Source organism: Pseudomonas sp. Marseille-Q1929, from assembly GCF_017316265.1.
GTDB lineage: Bacteria > Pseudomonadota > Gammaproteobacteria > Pseudomonadales > Pseudomonadaceae > Aquipseudomonas.
The window spans coordinates 130,001-148,771 of the sequence record NZ_JAFLWU010000001.1 but is presented as its reverse complement, the minus strand read 5'-3'; the positions used below and the strand labels follow the sequence as shown (position 1 = coordinate 148,771).

Genomic DNA, 18,771 nt, shown 5'->3' with positions numbered 1-18,771 from the left:
CGCTATCGGTGCAAAGGCGTTTGATCATTTCGCCCGAGGATAATCTTCATGTTTGGGACCGTTTCTGCACTGGTATTGTTACTGGTCGTGCCTGGGCCGACCAACACCTTGTTAATGCGTGCAGGGGTGCTTTTTGGCTTCTGGGCTTCATGGCGCATGGCTTTTATCGAATGCCTGGCTTATTTGCTTCAGGTGTCTGTCTGGGGCGTGGCGTTGTTCTATCTGTCGGCCTGGTCACCGTGGACGGTGAAGGTCGCGCAGTTGGCTGCAGTCTGCTATCTGCTGCGACTTGCCTACAATTTGTGGCAGCACAAGAACAGCACGGACGGCCCGACCCGCGATCGTTTCTCCGGGCTGTATTTTTTCTGGCTGACGGTCATGAACCCCAAGGGCTTGTTGATCGCGTCGTTCATTGCACCGGCCAGCGCATTTGCCACGTTGCCCGGTTATGCCGGATTCATGACCACGCTGGCACTGGTGGTGGTTCCGGTGGGGGCGGCGTGGATTGTGCTGGGCAGTCGTTTCGAAGGGGTTCAGAAAGCCTGGCTGACACCGCTCAGAATCAATCGCGCAACGTCCGTAGCCATCTGTTTTTTTGCCACGATCATGATGGGGCGACTGGCTGATTCGGTCATCCATTGACGCTGGTTTACATTTCCATACAAACGGAATTCGGGCCGCTGGAACGTTTGTTTTGGCTGACGGGGAACTGCTGCGCCGCAAGTGCCACATAGAGTTACCTGTTAAGCAGGTAACTATTCTTGCGGTCAAACGCGCAGGAACGTTTCTACGGTGATGCTTAAGGAGTGCGTATGTTGCTACCGTTATTAGTTCTACCGCTGCAAATAATGGGCGCGGCGATGGGGATGGGGAATGGCTTCGGTCAGTTCAACGGCAATCGTCAACCCGATGTGAATATCCATATTCACAACGATAACAACAACCAAAACAGCAGTACCAGTAGCAGCAGTGCGGCCGCGTCGGCATCCGCACGCAGCAGTTCCATTACCTGGTAGCTAAAACCAAAACGCCCTGAGTCGATCAGGGCGTTTTCACCGGCAAGGATTTTCCCGGCTCGGTGACATGCAGTGTGCTGTTACAGCGCGCCAAACACCTTCTTCGCCAAACTGGTGGCCGCCGCCGCCGGGTTCTTGCGAATGGTCTCTTCCTGCTGCGCAATCATCTTGAACAACCCATCCAGCGCCTGTTCGGTCACATAGTTCTCGACGTTGGCGCTCTTGGCATCCACCGCGCCAAAGGCTGCGGCCTTGCCGGCCAGGGCGTTGTACTGCTGGGCCACGCCAACCTTGTCGGTGGCGGCCTTGACGATCGGCAGGAACTTGGCGCGAATCTGTTCGCGACTGCTTTTGTTCAGGTACTGGGTGGCCGAGTCCTGGCCGCCACTGAGGATGCCCTTGGCATCGGTCACGCTCATGTTTTTCACGGCATTCACCAGGATCGGCTGGGCCTGGGTCACGGCGGATTCAGCGGCCTTGTTCATGCTGGTTTCCAGTTGCGTGACCTGGTCACCCATGCCGAACATCTTCAGCTTGTCGGCCACTTTGCCCAACTTGCCCGGCAGGCCGATCTTCACTTCGGGGTTGTTGCTGAAACCACCCGGCACCCCAAGCTGTTTCACAGCGATCTGCGCGCCTTGGGTCAGGGCGTCCTTGAGGCCGCCGGAAGCGTCGCCTTGGGACAGGCTGGAGAGGTCCAGCGCCATGGCGTTGGCCCCCAGCAGCAGGCCGGCACACAGGGCAGTAAAGCGAAGGGAGTTACGGAGCATGGGCGCTTCCTTTTGATCGAGTTCAGTGGGCCACAGCATCGACGCGCAGGCGCAACGGTTGTGGATCCTGGCCGTTGAGTTGCACAGCGTGCCGTTCGGTGGTGATAAACATTAGCTTGCCATCCACTTCGATGCGAGCGCTGACCGAGTAGCTGTGACCGGGCTTGACCTGGGCCGGGTCGTAGTTCAGGTGAAACGGCAGCGGCACCTGGCCTTTGACCGGGCCTTTCTGTTCGGCGAGGGTCACCGCCGGTGCGTCGGCCAGGGACACGTCTTGCAGGCTGACGCTCAAGGTGGCGGTCGGCGGCAGGGCGATGCGTTGCAGGTAGAACACTTCGCCATCGAGGCTGGCCTCTGGTGCGGGCGTCATGGATTGGCAGGCTCCGAGCAGGGCGGTGAGGCCCAGGAGGATGATCTTTTTCATGGTGCAGCTCCTTGTCAGCGGCGCCGGAAACAGCCCGGCGCCTTATTCAATTTAGCGGTTTTCTTCGGAATTGAGAGGCTCGGATTCGACCGGAGTGTCATCCACGCGGTGCAGCGCCACCTGGCGGATCGACAGGCGAATCTCCGCCGGCAACACGCGCTTGGCTGCGCCTTCGGCCAGTTCGCCGAGCAGGTCGTGGTAGCTCAACTTACCGGCTTCATCGCGGCGCAGCACATCTTGCTCCAGCAACGTCTGGATAAAATGTCGGAAAAGGCTCTTGTCGAAGAACTCCGGGGCGTTGAGGCCGTGCAGGATCGACAGGCGCTGAGCCATCACTGTGCACAGATCTTCCAGTTCTTCGGCGCTGATGCTGTTCTGGCCGCTGTTGAGCAGCAGCGAGATCGCCATGTAGAAGCGTTGCAGGGTTTGGGCGATGCTCTTGGACAGCAGCGTCAGCAACACAAAGTGCCGCGAGCTGGGCGCCGGGCGCAGGAACACATTGTTTTCGAAGCGCAGCAGGCCCTGTTCGACAAAGGCGTCCAGCCATTGATCGACCACGGTGTCCAGCTCCTCCAACGACCAGCGGATAAACAGCTCTGATTGCAGGTACGGGTACAGCGCGTGGGTGTAGCGCAGGATCTGTTCGCGGCTCATGCGCGAGCTGCTCTGGAAGAAACTCGCCAGCAACGCCGGCAACGCGAAGATGTGCAATACGTTGTTGCGGTAGTAGGTCATCAGGACAGCGTTCTGCTCGTCCAGGTACAGAATCTTGCCGAGGGCGTCGCTCTGTTCCGACAGCAGGTCCATGTCCTTGACGTGTTTTATCAGTGCCAGCCCATCACCTTCGGGCACGGTGGTGTGGGGCGAGTAGGGCACGCGGCGCAACAGCGCCAGGTACAGGTCCAGTTGGCGTGCCATGGCCTGTTCGTCCAGGGCCAGGCGCGTCGTGGACAGCAGCGCCAGGGCCACCAGGTTCACCGGGTTCACCGCGGCGGCTTCGTTCAAGTGGCGGGCCACCTGTTCGCCAAGACGGTTCGTGGTTTCGTTGAGCCAGGCCGGCTTGTAGTTCGGGCCCAGTTCCTGGCTGCGCCAGTCCGGTTGTTCACTGTCGAGGAACTCGGCCAGCTTGATCGGCTCGCCGAAGTTGACCGCGACTTGGCCAAAACGCTGCTTGAGCGCGCCGACCACTTTGAAAATATCGAAGATCGATTCTTTCTTCTTGCTCGCGCCGCGCAGTTCGCCGAGGTAGGTACGGCCTTCGAGCACGCGCTCGTAGCCGATGTACACGGGTACGAACACGATGGGCATGCGCGAGGAACGCAGGAAGCTGCGCAGGGTAATCGCCAGCATGCCGGTCTTCGGTTGCAGCATGCGCCCGGTGCGCGAGCGCCCGCCCTCGACGAAGTACTCCACCGGGAAGCCTTTGGTGAACAAGGTGTGCAGGTATTCGTTGAACACCGAGGTGTACAGCGGGTTGCCCTTGAACGTGCGGCGCATGAAAAACGCACCGCCTCGGCGCAGCAGGCTGCCGATCACCGGCATGTTCAGGTTGATGCCCGCAGCGATGTGCGGCGGGGTCAGGCCGTTCTTGAACAGCAGGTAGGAGAGCAACAGGTAATCGATATGGCTGCGGTGGCACGGAACGTAGATCACCTCGTAGCCCTGGGCAACCTTTTGCACACCTTCGATGTTATTGACCTTGATGCCGTCGTAGATCTTGTTCCAGAACCAGCTCAGCACCACTTCGAGGAAGCGGATCGCGGTGTAGGTGTAGTCCGAGGCGATCTCGTTGCCATAGCGCAGGGCCTGGGCCTTGGCTTTTTCCGGGCTGATTTTTTCGCGTTCGGCCTCGTCCAGGATGGCCTGGCGTACCAGCGGCATGTTGACCAGGCCTTTGACCAGGTTGCGCCGGTGGGACAGGTCGGGGCCGATCACGGCGGTCTTCAGGTTGCGAAAGTGCACCCGCAGGATCCGTTGGGCCATGCGCACCGTGCGTTCGTGACCTTTATTGTGCTCGATCAATTCACGCAAGTTGATAGGCGCGGAGAATTGCACACGGGTCTTGCGACCGAGGATCAGGATGCTCAGCAAACGCCGCAGGCGCCCGGTGACCGCCCAACTGTCGGCAAACAGCAGCTTCCACGGGCTGGACTCGCTCTCGGGCGACTGCCCCCAGAACACGCTGACCGGAATGATTTGTGCATTCTCTTCGGCGTGTTCGGTGAGGGTGTTGACCAGGCGGGTCAGGGTTGGCGGCGCGCCGCGCTTGTCCTGGCGGCCAAGCCAGTCCGGCTCGGGCGTGAGGTAGAAGAACGCCGCAGGCTCCATCAGCGGTCCCACCGCTACCGGCAGTACCGGGCGCGGCAGGCCCGCCTTGGTGCACTCGGCATCGACCACGGCCAATTCGGTGAGGGAGGGCGATTGCAGGACGTAGAACACCGGCCGGCTGCGGTCCAGGTTGAGGGTAAGGGACGACTGGTTGATCGTCTCCGAGCGAACCCAGAGGTACAACAGCCGGCGCAAGGTGCCAAACACCAGACGGCGGAACGGGGAGCGGGTCATAGGCGTGCTGCTTCAAGTGGGAAAAACCGAGCAGGCGCTCGGGCGGGTAGTGTGCCGTATTCGCCGAAAATCGGCAAAAAAGCAGCGATGTAAACTTGAGTTGATCGTTTTGGAGCCTGTCTTATACTCGGCAGTTCAATGCGAGCGACCCAACAATAAAAAGCATGTGGGAGTTAAACAGATGGCAACGCGCGAAACCGGCAATGTGAAGTGGTTCAACGATGCAAAGGGTTATGGGTTTATTCAGCGCGATGATGGCAAGGATGTGTTTGTGCACTACCGCGCCATTCGCGGTGACGGCCACCGCTCATTGGCCGAAGGCCAGCAGGTGGAATACGCCGTGGTGACCGGCGAGAAGGGGTTGCAGGCGGAGGATGTGGTGGGTCTCTAAGACCACCGCTGAACCCATGTGGGAGCGGGCTTGCTCGCGAAGACGGTGTGTCAGTCACACTAGATGTTGACTGATCCACCGTCTTCGCGAGCAAGCCCGCTCCCACAGTTGATTGGGTTCACAATTCAGGGGTTATGCAGTTTTCCAGGTGATTTCTTCTTCACCATCCGCGCTGATGCGCATCCAGCGATCGGCGCTTTCTTCACCTTCCTCTTCCACCCAAGTCCCCGGCGCGCAGCGCACTTCGACGTTCAGCGCAGCAAACGCGGCGCGGGCGCAGGCGATGTCGTCGTCCCACGGGGTCTGGTCGCTTTCCAGGTACAGGCTGTTCCATTTGCCTACAGCCTTGGGCAGCCAGGTGACGGGCACGTTGCCGGCCTTGCACTTGTAGGTCTGGCCTTTCTGGACCCAGTCGGTGCACGGGCCCAGGGCGGCGCCCAGCCAAGCGGCGACGGCTTTGTAGTCGACGTCGGCGTCCTTCAGGTAAATCTCGATATCGGGTTGGCGCATGGATGTTCCTCGTTGCGGGATTCGAAAATCCATTCGCGGAAAAGTCGGTTATTGAAGCACGAAATAGTCGTAGCGCATCGACACGGTGACAGACAGCGGCTCGGCCGCCTCGATCACTTCGCTGCGCCGCTCGGCGCTGGCGCGCCAGCCGTGGGGGGTCATGGCCAGCAGGTTGGCGCGGTCTTTGGGCTCGGCCAGGCTCAGGGTGAACGCCAGGGTTTCACTGTGCGCCAAACTCATGCCGTCCGGCACCAGGGCCAGGTGCTTGTCGTCGGTGTACTCGCGCACTTCGTCGTACAGGCGTTCGCGCAGTTCCATCAGGTGGCCGCTGGTCGGGCCGACTTTCATCAAGCCGCCGCCAGGGCTGAGCAGGCGCTTGGCCTCTTCCCAATCCAAGGGGCTGAACACGCTGGCGAGAAACTGGCAGCTGCCTGAGGCCAACGGCACGCGGGCCATGCTGGCGATCAACCAGGTCAGCGCCGGGTTGCGCTTGCACGCACGCTTGACGGCTTCCTTGGAGATGTCCAGCGCGTAGCCGTCCGCCTCGGGCAGGGCGTCGGCGATTTGCGCGGTGTAGTAACCCTCGCCACAACCGATGTCCACCCAACGCGCCGGGGCACGTTCGGCGGCCAGTTCGGCCAGGCGCTTGGCCACCGGGGCGTAGTGCCCGGCGTTGAGAAAGTCGCGGCGCGCCTCGACCATCGCCAGGTTGTCGCCCGGGTCGCGGCTGTTTTTGTGCTGCACCGGCAACAGGTTCAGGTAACCCTGGCGCGCGCGGTCGAAACGGTGCCCGGCGGGGCACGCGACGCCATTGTCCACCGCGTTGAGCGGGGCGCTGCAAATGGGGCAAGCGAGCATCAGGCGAGCAACTTGATCAGGGTCTGGTAGTAGATTTCGGTCAGCACATCGAGGTCGCTGGCCAGAATGCGTTCGTTGACCTGGTGGATCGTCGCATTGACCGGGCCCAGCTCAACCACCTGGGTGCCGAGGGTGGCGATGAAACGCCCATCCGAGGTACCGCCGCTGGTGGACGCCTTGGTTTCACGCCCGGTGATCGCCTTGATGCTGGCCGAGACCGCATCCAGCAACGCGCCCGGTTCGGTGAGAAACGGCAGGCCCGACAGTGCCCACTCCACGTGCCAGTCCAGGCCGTGCTTGTCGAGGATCGCCGCGACGCGCTGTTGCAGGCCTTCGACGGTGGACTCGGTGGAGAAGCGGAAGTTGAACACCGCCGTCAGGTCACCGGGAATCACGTTGGTGGCGCCGGTGCCGGAGTTCAGGTTGGAGATCTGGAAGCTGGTCGGCGGGAAAAAGGTGTTGCCGTCGTCCCAATGCTCGGCAGCCAGTTCGGCCAGGGCCGGTGCGGCCAGGTGGATTGGGTTCTTCGCCAGGTGCGGGTAGGCCACGTGGCCTTGCACGCCGCGCACGGTCAGGGTGGCGCCGAGGGAGCCACGACGGCCGTTCTTGACCACATCGCCCACCAGCGTGGTGCTCGACGGTTCGCCGACGATGCACCAGTCCAGGCGCTCCTTGCGCGCGGCCAGGCGTTCGATCACGGCCTTGGTGCCGTGGTGCGCCGGGCCTTCTTCATCGCTGGTGATCAGGAAGGCCACCGAGCCCTTGTGGTCGGGGTAGTCGGCGACGAAACGCTCGGCCGCCACCAGCATGGCGGCCAGGCTGCCTTTCATGTCCGCCGCGCCACGCCCGCAAAGCATGCCGTTGTCGTCGATCAACGCGTCGAACGGGTCGTTCTGCCAGGCCTGCACCGGGCCGGTGGGGACCACGTCGGTGTGGCCGGCGAAGCACAGCACCGGACCTTCGTGCTTGCCGTGGGTGGCCCAGAAATTGTCCACGTCCTCGATGCGCATCGGCTCAAGCGCAAAACCGGCGTCGCCCAGGCGCTGCATCATCAGCTTCTGGCAATCGGCGTCGATCGGCGTCACCGAGGGGCGACGGATCAGGTCGATGGCAAGTTGAAGGGTCGGCGAAAGGTCGGCATGGGCCGTCATGGGAAAACTCCGGGAAGCGTGTAATGGGCGCAGGACGTATGTGGAATACAGAGCTCGGGGCGACGCAGAGCCCCTGTGGGAGCTGGCTTGCCTGCGATAGCATCGCCGCGGTGTGCCAGCCAGACCACGGCGTCTGCATCGCAGGCAAGCCAGCTCCCACAGAGAGCAAAGGCAGGGCCAAGTCTTGCAAAACGGCCGTTATCTTATAGCAAAACGGCGGCCAGAGGCCGCCGTTTAGTGCATTGCGCAAGTTTTTACGCAGCAGGTGCGGGCTCCGCGGCTACCGAAGGTTTCGGCAGCGAAGACAGGAACGCCATGATCAGCGCCGCCACATACGGCAGCGATTGCACGAGCAGCATCACCACCCAGAAGCGAATGTCATTGCTCGGCAGGCCCTGCACCAGGTAGATCCCCAGCGCGGCGCCCCACAACAGCAACATGATGAACATTTCTTCGCGAGCTTCGGAAATCGCGACCCAGAAGCCGTGGTTATCCGCGTTTTTCGGTGTGCGAAAGAACGGAATACTGCTGGTGAAGAAGCCATACAACACCGCCTTGGCGATGGTGTGGGACAACGCCAGGCCCGCCAGGGCCGCGCAGAACGCGTCCTTGAGGTTCACGCCCACGGCGCGACGGTACAGGAAGACGATCTTGCCCACTTTGAACACGAACAACGCCAATGGCGGGATCGCGAAAATCAGCAGCGGCGGGTCGACCCGTGTCGGCACGATGATCATCGCCGCCGACCACAACAGCGCGCCGACGGTGAAGAAGATGTTCATGCCGTCCGCCACCCACGGCAACCAGCCCGCGAGGAAGTGGTAGCGCTGGCCACGGGTCAGCTCGGTGTCCTTGCCGCGCAACAGGCTGGCGGTGTGACGCTTGATGATCTGGATCGCACCGTAGGCCCAGCGGAAACGCTGTTTCTTGAAGTCGATAAAGGTGTCCGGCATCAGGCCCTTGCCGTAACTGTCGTGGTAATACGCCGCCGACAGACCTTTCTCGAACACGCGTAGGCCCAGTTCGGCGTCTTCACAGATGCACCAGTCGGCCCAGCCGAGTTCTTCGAGCACCGAACGACGGGTCATGGTCATGGTGCCGTGCTGGATGATCGCGTCACGGTCGTTGCGGGTGACCATGCCGATATGGAAGAAACCTTTGTATTCCGCGTAGCAGAGCTTCTTGAAGGTGCTTTCGTTCTGGTCGCGGTAGTCCTGCGGCGACTGCACCACGGCGATTTTCGGGTCGGCGAAGTGCGGCACCATGTGCTTGAGCCAGTTAGGCGACACGCAGTAGTCCGAGTCGATCACCGCGATCACTTCGGCATCCTTGGCGGTGTGCGGGAGCAGGTAGTTCAGCGCGCCACCCTTGAAACCGGCCAGGGGCGCGACGTGGAAGAACTTGAAGCGCGGGCCGAGGGTTTCGCAGTAGTCGCGCACCGGTTCCCAGACCGCGGGGTCTTTGGTGTTGTTGTCGATGATCAGGACTTCGTAGTCCGGGTAATCGAGGGCGGCCAGGGCGTCGAGGGTCTGTTTGACCATCTCCGGTGGCTCGTTGTAGCACGGCACGTGGATCGACACCTTCGGACGGTAGTCCGAGTCCCCTTCAACCGGCAGGAATTCACGCCGACGCTTGTGAGTCCACACCGCTTCGGCCAGTTCGTGGGCTTCGGTCAGCAACACGATAAACACGCCGAGGGCGCCGAGCGCCAACAGAATGCCCACGGTGACACTGAACCAGGTGCTGTATTGCTGGCTGTAGTCGTAACCGATCCACACCAGCACCGAACCGCAAAGGAACGCAATAAAGGTCAGGAAGGTGCGGCCACGCTGGCGCAGGGCCGAGCCGTCGATCATCAGCAGGGTCAGCGACAGCAGGGCGAGCACCACCGAACCGATGGCGAGTACGCGCCATTGCGGGATCGCGACCACGGGCCCTTCAAAGTTGAATTTCTGCTGGCGTGCGCCGTTGAATACGCCCCAGTAGGCACCGGCCGAGCCTTCATCGCTGACTTTCCACGGCTGATCGAAGGCCTCGATCACGAAGTAGTTGTAGCCCTGACGATTGAGTTTATTCACCAGTGTGCGTAGGTAAATCGCCTGGTCGGCCGGAGACGTTTCATTGCCACCGCGCATGCGGCCGTTGCTCGGCCAGCCAACCTCCGACAGCAGCAGCGGCTTTTTCGGGAACAGTTTCTTCAGATCCTTGGCGCGGTCGAGTACGTACTGGCCGGCCTTGTCCATCGGAATGTATTCCCAGAACGGCAGGATGTGCGCGGCGATCAGGTCGACGTGCTTGGCCAGTTGCGGGTTCTTTTCCCAGATGTCCCATTGCTCGGATGTGGTGACCGGCACTTTGACGGCGGCGCGCACTCGATCCAGCAGTACGATCAGCGCTTCCGGGGTGATGTCCTTACGGAATACCGCTTCGTTACCCACCACAACCCGCACCACACTGCGCGAATTGTTGGCGATTTCGATGGCGCGCTGGATTTCCCGCTCGTTGCGTTCCAGGTCCGGGCTGATCCAGATCCCCAGGGTCACGCGCAGGCCGAACTCTTCGGCCAGCTTGGGGATGTCGCCCAGGGTGCCGTCGACCGAGTAGGTACGGATGTTGTCCGTCAGCTTGCTCATGATCGCCAGGTCCTGGCGCATCTGGTCGTCGGTCGGGAACTGGTTCTTCTGCGGGTACTGGCCTTGCTGGAACGGCGAGTAGGAGAAACCGGAGATCTGTTCAGGCCAGTTGGGGGTGGTGACCGGGCGGTTGATCAGCGCCCAGAAGCCGGTGAACAGTGCGGCGATTGCCAGCACGATCACCAGGTTGAGTCCAAATTTACGCGATGCCATGGCTATTTCGGGTTCCAAAGGGTGTGGAACGAAAAGAGGTGTCGGCCTGCGCCGAACGGCGCGCATCCTACACCGGCGCTTCCCTGAGCGTACAGCAAGCAGAGAAAAGCCGGACGTTAGTCAGCGAAAGCCCATCTAAGTTCTTAACTTGTAACTTGTAGCTTAAAACTTGCCGCTGCGTAGCCCATAATGCGCGCCGGTTTTTGGGGTAATGGTCATGAGCACAGAAGATCCACGGTTTGCAGGCGTCGCCCGCTTGTATGGCATTGAAGGCCTGGAACGCTTGAAAGCGGCCCATGTGGCGATCGTCGGCGTCGGCGGCGTGGGCTCCTGGGCGGCGGAAGCCATCGCCCGTTGCGGTGTGGGCGAGATTTCGCTGTTTGACCTGGATGACGTGTGCGTCAGCAACAGCAACCGCCAGTTGCATGCGCTGGACAGCACTGTGGGCAAACCCAAGGTCGAGGTCATGGCCGAGCGCCTGCGTGGCATCAACCCGGCTTGCACGGTGCATGCGGTGGCGGACTTCGTCACCCGCGACACCATGGCCGAATACATCACGCCAGATATTGATTGCGTGATCGACTGCATCGACGCCGTCAACGCCAAGGCCGCGCTGATCGCCTGGTGCAAGCGCCGCAAGATCCAGATCATCACCACGGGCGGCGCCGGTGGGCAGATCGACCCGACGTTGATCCAGGTGTGCGACCTGAACCGTACGTTCAACGATCCGCTGGCGTCGAAAGTGCGTTCCACCCTGCGCCGCGATTATGGTTTCTCGCGCACCGTGACCCGTCACTACAGCGTGCCGTGTGTGTTTTCCACCGAGCAGCTGCGCTATCCCAAGCCGGATGGCAGCATTTGCTTGCAGAAGAGTTTTGTCGGCGATGGGGTGAAGCTGGACTGTGCGGGTGGGTTTGGCGCGGTGATGATGGTCACGGCCAGCTTTGGCATGGTGGCGGCGACCAAGGCGGTGGACAAGATTGTGGCTGGGGTGCGCAGGCCGTCGGAGCGGGTTAAACCTGCCTAGGTTGCAGAACTTTGCACCATTCAAAGTGTGGGAGCTGGCTTGCCTGCGATTACAGTGTGTCAGTCGCTGAAGATGTTGACTGATCCACCGCTATCGCAGGCAAGCCAGCTCCCACATTTAGTTTTGTGTAAGGCTCAATGTCCGCATGCGCAGTAATACTGCATTCAAACCGTTGCTGCGAGAGGGTGACAGTTGACGGGAAAGCCCCAATTGATTGAACCAGTCGGGCAAGTCCACCGCCTGTAGCTCGGTGGCAGAGAGGCCATTCACCCGCACCAGCAACAACGCCACCAACCCCCGAATCAACCGCGCATCACTGGCCGCAGCAAACTGCCAATGCCCATCCCGTAAATCCCCCACCAACCACACCAGGCTTTCACAGCCCTGTACCAGGTTGGCCTCGACCTTGTCTTCAGCGGGCAGGGCAGGCATGCGCTCGCCCCATTGCATCAGCATCCGCGCGCGCTGCTCCCAGCTGCCAACAGCCTGGAACGCTTCAAGCGCTGTCACCGCATCAACGGGCAAGCTCATCGCAACATATCCAGCGCCTGGTCCAGCGCTTCAAAGAAACGCTCCAGGTCATCGGAGTCGTTATACAGCGCCAGGGACACACGGATCGCCCCCGACAAATGCATGGCCTTGAGCAGCGGCATTGCACAATGATGACCGGCGCGTACGGCAATGCCTTGTTCGGTCAACAGGTGCGCAAGGTCGGCGTTGTGCACACCCTCGACCACAAAACTGACCAACGCGACTTGAGGCGAGCCCAACACGCGCACGCCATTGCGCGCGTTAAGCCCACGCAACAGGTAGTCGTGCAGGGCCGCTTCATGGGCAATGACCGCCTGCTGATCCAGCGAACTCAGGTAATCCAGGCTGGCGCCCAGCCCGATCACGCCTGCAATTGGCGGCGTGCCAGCTTCAAACCCCAGTGGCGCCGGGCGAAAGCTGGCGCTGTGGTAATCGGCCTGTTGCACCATCTCGCCGCCAAACTGCCAGTGGCGTAGGTGATGCAGAGCCTCGTTGCGACCAAACAGCACACCGACGCCGTCCGGCCCGTAGAGTTTGTGGCTGGAAAATACGTAGAAGTCGCAGCCCAGGGCCTGTACGTCGTGGCGACCATGGACGATGCCTTGGGCGCCGTCGATGACCGTCAAGGCGCCGTGGGGTTGGGCCAGGGCGAGCAACGCCTGCAGCGGCTGCCACGCACCGAGCACGTTGGACAACTGGCTCACGGCCAGCAGGCGCGTGCGTGGGCCGATCAGCTCGGCGGCGGCCGTGAGGTCAATCACGCCGTCATTGCCAAGGGGCAATACCACCAGTTCCAGGGCGCGGCGTTTGGCCAGTTGCTGCCAGGGCAGCAGGTTGGCGTGGTGTTCCAGGGCGCTGATGACAATCTCATCGCCCGCATTGAATAGATGCTCCAGGCCGTAGGCCAAGAGGTTCAGCGCAGAGGTCGCGCCGTGGGTGAACACGATCTGCCCGCTGTCACCTGCGTTCAACCACTGCGCGACCTTGCTGCGGCTGTCTTCGAAAGCCTGGGTCGCATGGGCGCCCGGCAAATGCTGGGCACGGTGCACATTGGCTGCGCCATTGGCGTAGTAATGGCTGATGGCATCCAACAGGGCCTGGGGTTTTTGCGTGGTGGCGGCGTTGTCCAGGTAGGTCTGGTCTTGCCGTTGCAGGGTGGCGATGGCCGGGAAATCGGCGCGCCAGGGAGAGGGCACTAGCATGGTGTTCAAGACTCGTATAAGCGAGCCCCAGGATCGGGGCCCGCTAGTGGCATCGAGTGGCTGCTTAGTTGTGAGCGTGCAGCGCTTCGTTCAGTTCGATGGCCGATTTGTGGGTTTTGCACTCCACGGCACCGGTCTCGGAGTTGCGACGGAACAGCAGGTCCGGCTGGCCGGCCAACTCGCGCGCCTTGACCACCTTGACCAGTTGGTTCTGCTCGTCCAGCAGCGCGACCTTGGTCCCGGCGGTGACGTACAGGCCCGATTCCACGGTGTTGCGGTCGCCCAGCGGGATACCGATACCGGCGTTGGCGCCGATCAGGCAGCCTTCGCCGACCTTGATCACGATGTTGCCGCCGCCCGACAGGGTGCCCATGGTGGAGCAGCCGCCGCCCAGGTCCGAGCCCTTGCCGACGAACACGCCAGCCGACACACGACCTTCGATCATGCCCGGGCCTTCGGTGCCGGCGTTGAAGTTGACGAAACCTTCGTGCATCACGGTGGTGCCTTCGCCCACATAGGCGCCCAGGCGCAGACGCGCGGCGTCAGCGATGCGCACGCCGGCCGGGACCACGTAGTCGGTCATTTTCGGGAACTTGTCCACCGAGAACACTTCCAGCAGCTCGCCACGCAGGCGTGCTTCCAGCTGGCGTTCGGCCAGTTCGCTGATGTCGATGGCGCCCTGGCTGGTCCACGCCACGTTTGGCAGCTGCGGGAACACACCGGCCAGGCTCAGGCCGTGGGGCTTGACCAGGCGGTGGGACAGCAGGTGCAGCTTGAGGTAGGCCTCAGGCGTGGAGGTCAGTGCAGCGTCTTCGGCCAGCAGGGTTGCGACCAGTGGGGTGTGGCTTTCAGCCAGGCGGCTCAGCAGGGCGGCTTGGGTGGCATCGACGCCCTTGAGCGCGTCGGCCAGTTGCAAGGCCTGGGTGACGGTGAAGGTGATCGCCTGGTTGCCTTCGGTATAGCCGAGGATCGGCGCGATAGCCGCGACGATGTCAGCCGAAGGGTTGAGCAGCGGTTGCGCGTAAAACACTTCCAGCCAAGCACCTTGGCGGTTCTGAGTGCCGACGCCGAAGCCCAGGCTGAACAGGGAATTGGACATGCTGTTACCTCTACAAAAATGGAAAGGGCTGGCCTACTTGAGGGCCGCCGAATAACTATCTGGCTTGAAGCCAATCAGGGTTCTGTCACCGAGATCCAGCACCGGGCGCTTGATCATCGAGGGTTGTGCGAGCATCAATTCAATGGCTTTCGACTGATCGAGATCGGCTTTGCGTTCGTCTTCGAGTTTGCGAAAGGTGGTGCCCGCACGGTTCAAAACCACCTGCCAACCGTGCTCGTTGCACCATTGGGTCAAGTGTTCGCGGTCGATACCGGCCGTTTTGTAGTCGTGGAACTCGTAGCTCAGGCCGTGCTCATCGAGCCAGGTGCGAGCCTTTTTCATGGTGTCGCAGGCTTTGATGCCGAAAAGGTGCAAGGTTTTGCTTGAAGCGGTCAAGGAATTGCCCCCCTTTGGACCAACGGAAACGAAAGGTCACGGATTATGCCACGACCGGCGGCCTGTGGTGCCGCTCGTCATGCTGGCGTGCGACTTATGTGCAAATGCCAGGCGCCAGCCAGGTCGGTAATATAGCCGGGTAATATGGCACTTCAACGGCCGGTCGTTGCCTCAAGTGTGTCTTCGCAAGTCGATTGTCCGGGAACCCCGCGTTATGCAAACCGCCTACACCGTTCTTATCCTGCTGATGTTGGTCAGTGTTTCGCGTCTGGTCGGGCGTGTCATACCGTTGCCGTTGCCCCTGGTGCAGATCGGCGCAGGTGCCTTGTTGGCCTGGCCCACGCTGGGGCTGCATGTGGCGCTGGACCCTGAGTTGTTCCTGTTTCTGTTCCTGCCGCCGCTGTTGTTTTCCGATGGCTGGCGCATGCCCAAGCGCGAATTGTGGCGGCTGCGCGGGCCGATCCTGACATTGGCGGTGGGGTTGGTGCTGTTCACCGTGGTCGGCGCCGGCTACTTCATTCATTGGATATTGCCTACGATTCCGCTGCCGGTGGCCTTCGCCCTGGCGGCGGTTTTATCGCCGACGGATGCCGTGGCGGTATCGGCCATCTCCCAGAACCGTTTGCCCACGCCGCTGATGCATATGCTGCAAGGCGAGGCCTTGATGAACGACGCATCGGGCCTGGTGACCTTCAAATTCGCCCTGGCGGCGGCGTTGACCGGGGTGTTTTCCCTGGCGGACGCCAGCCTCACGTTTGTGCTGGTGGCGCTCGGTGGCCTGGCCGTTGGCGTGGCGCTGAGCTGGCTGGTGGGGCGCTTGCGTACCTGGATGATCGCCCGTGGTTGGGACGACCCGGCGACCCATGTGGTGTTCATGTTGCTGCTGCCGTTTGCCGCGTATGTGCTGGCCGAGCGTTTGGGCGCATCGGGGATTTTGTCGGCGGTGGCGGCGGGGATGATGCAAAGCTGGCTCGACTTGCTGCCGCGCCAGACCAGCACGCGTTTGCTAAACCGTAGCGTTTGGTCGTTGCTGGAGTTTGCCTTCAACGGCTTGATCTTCCTGCTGTTGGGCCTGCAACTGCCGGACATCATTAAGGCGGTAGTGAGCCATGAGCCGGCATTGTGGCCGACGCTGTTGTATCGCTGCCTGGACGTGGTGGCGATCTTCCTGGTGTTGCTCGTGCTGCGCTTTGTCTGGGTGCAGAGCATTTGGCGGCTGTCGGGTTTGTTGCGCAGGTTGCGTGGGAAAGGTGAGCTGACGCTGGTGCCGACGGCACGCTCTTGCTGGCTGCTCACCGTCGGAGGCGTGCGCGGTGCGGTGACGTTGGCCGGTGTGATGTCGGTGCCGCTGCTGCTGGCGCCGGGGCAGGACTTTCCCGAGCGCGACCTGCTGATCTTTATCGCCGCCGGCGTGATCCTGTTGTCGCTGATCGCGGCGTGCATCGCCTTGCCGCTGCTGTTGCGTGGTATCGAAAAGAGCCCAGATGAAAAGCGCCACAACGAGGTTCGCGAGGCCTGGAAGAAAACCGCCGTGGCCGCGATTCATGCCTTGGAAACCGAGGAACCCGCTGACACCGAAACCCAGGACGCCGCCCAGGCAGCCTTGGCGGCCGAGTTAAAGGCGCGCTTGATGTCGGAATATCGCCATCAGTTGGAAGTGTTCAACGATTCCGCCGAAGCCCAGGCGCTGGCGCAGCAGATGGACCTGCTTGAGCGCAAATTGCGCCTCAAGGCCCTGCGGGCGCAGCGGCTGGAGTTGTATAGCTTGAGCCGTCATCACCAGATTGGGGATGACGTGTTGCGCGAGGTGTTGGCGGAACTGGATATGAGTGAGGCGAATCTGGGTCCGTTGAAATAGGGCGTCAGCGCGGCGCTATCGGTTTTTAGGGTAGAGGTCACTGATGAACTGTTTGTCGGTTTCGGACAGTTCATAGTTGTCGGATGTGGGCGTGTTGTTAGTGAAGTACGTCCCCGGCATGCCGTAGTGCATGATCGAGCGCGGGTCATACTGAGAAAAATAAACCTGCCGAGGATCAAATTTTTTCAGTATTTGCTCGTCAGCCTGTTGCCTGGGTTGGTTGTAGCGATCGTGATCTTCATAGACGTTTTCTGCATTGAACTCCAGCGTCCGGTAGGGATGTTGGTGCTCATGCTTCAAGCCCAGGGCATGGCCGAACTCATGCGCCACCGTCTGGCTGGTTTTTGTACCCAAGCCGTGTGCAAAACCGATAAACATCGTGGGCTTGTGGGCGGGAACCTTCTTCGCATTTACGCCGACTGTCGATGAGCCTCCATAGGAATTATTGTCCGCTGCAATCCTGATATCGGCGTCGGGTGATTGGGTGAACTCAAACGTCAGATTGACATGAGGCGCCCACTTATTGATGTTGTTTTTGGTGAATTGCTCCTGCTCCGGCGTCATGCCAGTCAACGAGATCTTGAGAGTCGAGTGTTGTGGCCAAAGGTCCGCAGGGAATGCCACGCCACGTTTTTTTCTACTGAGTGCGGATGTGTTCGGTGCCTGGTTGTTGTAGGCATGCTCAGGGGCGGCGGCTGTTGGATAGGCAGTAGGGTTGATGCTCAAAATGCATGGCCTCGCTGACGAAAGGAGTTTGGAGCCCATGTAGTGGTGCTGTTTGAGGGAAACGTTCCAGCGAAGGGGGAGCTGAATACCTGTGGCGCCGTAGGAAACGCCCTGTACCCGCACTGCATTGCGCAGTGCGGGCGTGTTTCATTAGTGACGACGTTGAATAAACGCGCGAATCCGCTCCGCCGCTTCGACACACTCCGCCAACGGCGCAACCAGTGCCAGGCGCACACGCCCGGCACCCGGGTTGAAACCGTCCACTTCCCGCGACAGGTAAGAGCCCGGCACCACGGTCACGTGCTCTTCCACGAACAGATCACGGCAGAACGCCGCATCATCACCCTTCACATTCGGCCACAGGTAGAAACCACCGTCGGGGCTTTGCACGTCCAGCACTGGCTTGAGGATGGCCAGCACGGCGTCGAACTTCTCGCGGTACAGGTCACGGTTGGCCAATACGTGGGCTTCGTCCTGCCAGGCAGCGATGCTGGCCAGTTGGGTTTGCACCGGCATCGCACACCCGTGGTAGGTGCGGTACAGCAGGAAGGCCTTGAGGATGTCGGCGTCGCCGGCCACAAAACCGGAACGCAGGCCTGGGAGGTTGGAGCGCTTGGACAGGCTGTGGAACACCACGCAACGCTTGAAGTCCTCGCGGCCCAGTTCGACGCAGGCGCTCAGCAGGCCAGGTGGCGGGGTTTGTTCGTCGAAGTACAGTTCGCTGTAGCACTCGTCGGCGGCGATGACGAAGTCGTATTCGTCGGCCAGGGCAATGAGTTTTTTCAGGGTTTCGACCGGGATCAGCGCGCCGGTCGGGTTGCCGGGGGAGCACAGGAACAGGATCTGGCAGCGTTTCCAGATGTCCGGCGTCACGGCGTCGAAGTCCGGGTTGAAGCCGTTGGTGTCCAGGCACGGCAGGTAATGCGGCTTGGCCCCGGCGAGGAACGCGGCGCCTTCGTAGATCTGGTAGAACGGGTTCGGGCTCACCACCAGCGCGTCGTCGCCACGGTTGACCACGGTCTGGGTGAAGGCGAACAGCGCCTCACGGGTACCGTTGACCGGCAGGATGTTACGCGCCGGGTCGAGCCAGCCCTTGGGCACGCTGAAACGGCGTTCGCACCAGGCGCCGATGGCTTCGCGCAGCGCTGGGATGCCCAGGGTGGTCGGGTACACGGCCATCTGGTCGAGGTTGTCGGCCAGGGCCTTGGCCACGAACTCCGGGGATTTGTGCTTGGGTTCGCCGATGGACAGCGCGATCGGGCGCTTGTCCGGGTTCGGGGTGACGCTGCCGAGCAGGGCGCGCAGTTTTTCGAACGGGTAGGGCTGCAGCTGGTTCAGGGCGTTGTTCATGTAAGCCTCAGTCACGGTGTACACAGACCCTGTGGGAGCTGGCTTGCCTGCGAT

The 18,771-nt window shown here is 61.4% G+C and carries 18 protein-coding genes; 5 read left to right on the top strand and 13 right to left on the bottom strand.

What is annotated here, in order from left to right; all coding sequences use genetic code 11:
• Positions 1-48 precede the first annotated feature (48 nt).
• Together J1G37_RS00675 and J1G37_RS00670 are read left to right on the top strand one after the other, a co-directional pair.
• Entirely contained in the window at positions 49-642 is a 594-nt protein-coding gene (locus tag J1G37_RS00675) for a threonine transporter RhtB (RefSeq protein WP_207039822.1), read from the top strand.
• Between the two features lie 170 nt (positions 643-812).
• Positions 813-1,016 (top strand): hypothetical protein, encoded by a 204-nt coding sequence (locus J1G37_RS00670; protein ID WP_207039821.1) that lies wholly within the window; start codon positions 813-815, stop codon positions 1,014-1,016.
• 80 nt (positions 1,017-1,096) lie between these two features.
• Here J1G37_RS00670 and J1G37_RS00665 read toward each other — a convergent pair whose 3' ends face one another.
• Genes J1G37_RS00665 through plsB form a run of 3 tightly spaced genes read right to left on the bottom strand, consistent with a single transcriptional unit; the run spans position 1,097 to position 4,772 of the window.
• Positions 1,097-1,786: a DUF4197 domain-containing protein gene (locus J1G37_RS00665; RefSeq protein ID WP_017738305.1), complete on the bottom strand. Its 690-nt coding sequence runs from the start codon at positions 1,784-1,786 to the stop codon at positions 1,097-1,099.
• A gap of 22 nt (positions 1,787-1,808) precedes the next feature.
• Complete coding sequence (locus J1G37_RS00660; RefSeq protein ID WP_207039820.1) at positions 1,809-2,210, bottom strand: YbaY family lipoprotein; 402 nt, start codon at positions 2,208-2,210, stop codon at positions 1,809-1,811.
• A gap of 51 nt (positions 2,211-2,261) precedes the next feature.
• Positions 2,262-4,772, bottom strand: coding sequence for a glycerol-3-phosphate 1-O-acyltransferase PlsB (plsB, locus tag J1G37_RS00655; protein ID WP_207039819.1), 2,511 nt, complete (start codon positions 4,770-4,772; stop codon positions 2,262-2,264).
• Positions 4,773-4,953: 181 nt separating this feature from the next.
• Between plsB and J1G37_RS00650 the strand changes: the two genes are divergently transcribed.
• Positions 4,954-5,163 (top strand): cold-shock protein, encoded by a 210-nt coding sequence (locus J1G37_RS00650; RefSeq protein ID WP_017738302.1) that lies wholly within the window; start codon positions 4,954-4,956, stop codon positions 5,161-5,163.
• A gap of 132 nt (positions 5,164-5,295) precedes the next feature.
• On the opposite strand, the gene J1G37_RS00645 is transcribed toward J1G37_RS00650, so the two are convergent.
• The 4 genes from J1G37_RS00645 to J1G37_RS00630 all read right to left on the bottom strand — a co-directional run bounded on the left by J1G37_RS00645 (position 5,296) and on the right by J1G37_RS00630 (position 10,528).
• Positions 5,296-5,673, bottom strand: a complete 378-nt coding sequence (locus J1G37_RS00645; protein ID WP_124526044.1) for a hypothetical protein — start codon at positions 5,671-5,673, stop codon at positions 5,296-5,298.
• A 48-nt stretch (positions 5,674-5,721) separates the two neighbouring features.
• A complete protein-coding gene (locus J1G37_RS00640; protein WP_207039818.1) occupies positions 5,722-6,531 on the bottom strand; it encodes a putative RNA methyltransferase in 810 nt (269 codons plus the stop codon).
• A complete protein-coding gene (gene dapE, locus J1G37_RS00635) occupies positions 6,531-7,682 on the bottom strand; it encodes a succinyl-diaminopimelate desuccinylase (RefSeq protein ID WP_207039817.1) in 1,152 nt (383 codons plus the stop codon). The genes J1G37_RS00640 and dapE overlap by 1 nt, the downstream gene beginning before the upstream one ends.
• A gap of 254 nt (positions 7,683-7,936) precedes the next feature.
• Positions 7,937-10,528, bottom strand: coding sequence for a glycosyltransferase (locus tag J1G37_RS00630; RefSeq protein WP_207039816.1), 2,592 nt, complete (start codon positions 10,526-10,528; stop codon positions 7,937-7,939).
• 211 nt (positions 10,529-10,739) lie between these two features.
• Between J1G37_RS00630 and tcdA the strand changes: the two genes are divergently transcribed.
• Complete coding sequence (tcdA, locus tag J1G37_RS00625; RefSeq protein WP_207039815.1) at positions 10,740-11,555, top strand: tRNA cyclic N6-threonylcarbamoyladenosine(37) synthase TcdA; 816 nt, start codon at positions 10,740-10,742, stop codon at positions 11,553-11,555.
• Positions 11,556-11,672: 117 nt separating this feature from the next.
• On the opposite strand, the gene J1G37_RS00620 is transcribed toward tcdA, so the two are convergent.
• The 4 genes from J1G37_RS00620 to J1G37_RS00605 form a co-directional block, all read right to left on the bottom strand.
• Positions 11,673-12,086, bottom strand: coding sequence for a SufE family protein (locus J1G37_RS00620; RefSeq protein ID WP_207039814.1), 414 nt, complete (start codon positions 12,084-12,086; stop codon positions 11,673-11,675).
• The gene (locus tag J1G37_RS00615; protein WP_207039813.1) at positions 12,083-13,288 is read right to left on the bottom strand and encodes a cysteine desulfurase; all 1,206 of its coding nucleotides are present in this window, start codon (positions 13,286-13,288) and stop codon (positions 12,083-12,085) included. Before J1G37_RS00615 ends, J1G37_RS00620 begins: the two co-directional genes overlap by 4 nt.
• Positions 13,289-13,352: 64 nt before the next feature.
• A complete protein-coding gene (dapD, locus tag J1G37_RS00610; RefSeq protein WP_124526038.1) occupies positions 13,353-14,387 on the bottom strand; it encodes a 2,3,4,5-tetrahydropyridine-2,6-dicarboxylate N-succinyltransferase in 1,035 nt (344 codons plus the stop codon).
• 33 nt (positions 14,388-14,420) lie between these two features.
• On the bottom strand, positions 14,421-14,783 hold the full coding sequence (locus J1G37_RS00605) for an ArsC family reductase (RefSeq protein WP_207039812.1): 363 nt from the start codon (positions 14,781-14,783) through the stop codon (positions 14,421-14,423).
• A gap of 214 nt (positions 14,784-14,997) precedes the next feature.
• Between J1G37_RS00605 and J1G37_RS00600 the strand changes: the two genes are divergently transcribed.
• Positions 14,998-16,641: a Na+/H+ antiporter gene (locus J1G37_RS00600; RefSeq protein ID WP_207039811.1), complete on the top strand. Its 1,644-nt coding sequence runs from the start codon at positions 14,998-15,000 to the stop codon at positions 16,639-16,641.
• Positions 16,642-16,656: 15 nt separating this feature from the next.
• Here J1G37_RS00600 and J1G37_RS00595 read toward each other — a convergent pair whose 3' ends face one another.
• A complete protein-coding gene (locus tag J1G37_RS00595; protein ID WP_157356565.1) occupies positions 16,657-17,367 on the bottom strand; it encodes a M12 family metallopeptidase in 711 nt (236 codons plus the stop codon).
• Between the two features lie 150 nt (positions 17,368-17,517).
• Positions 17,518-18,717, bottom strand: coding sequence for a succinyldiaminopimelate transaminase (gene dapC, locus J1G37_RS00590; protein WP_207039810.1), 1,200 nt, complete (start codon positions 18,715-18,717; stop codon positions 17,518-17,520).
• Between the last annotated feature and the right edge of the window lie 54 nt (positions 18,718-18,771).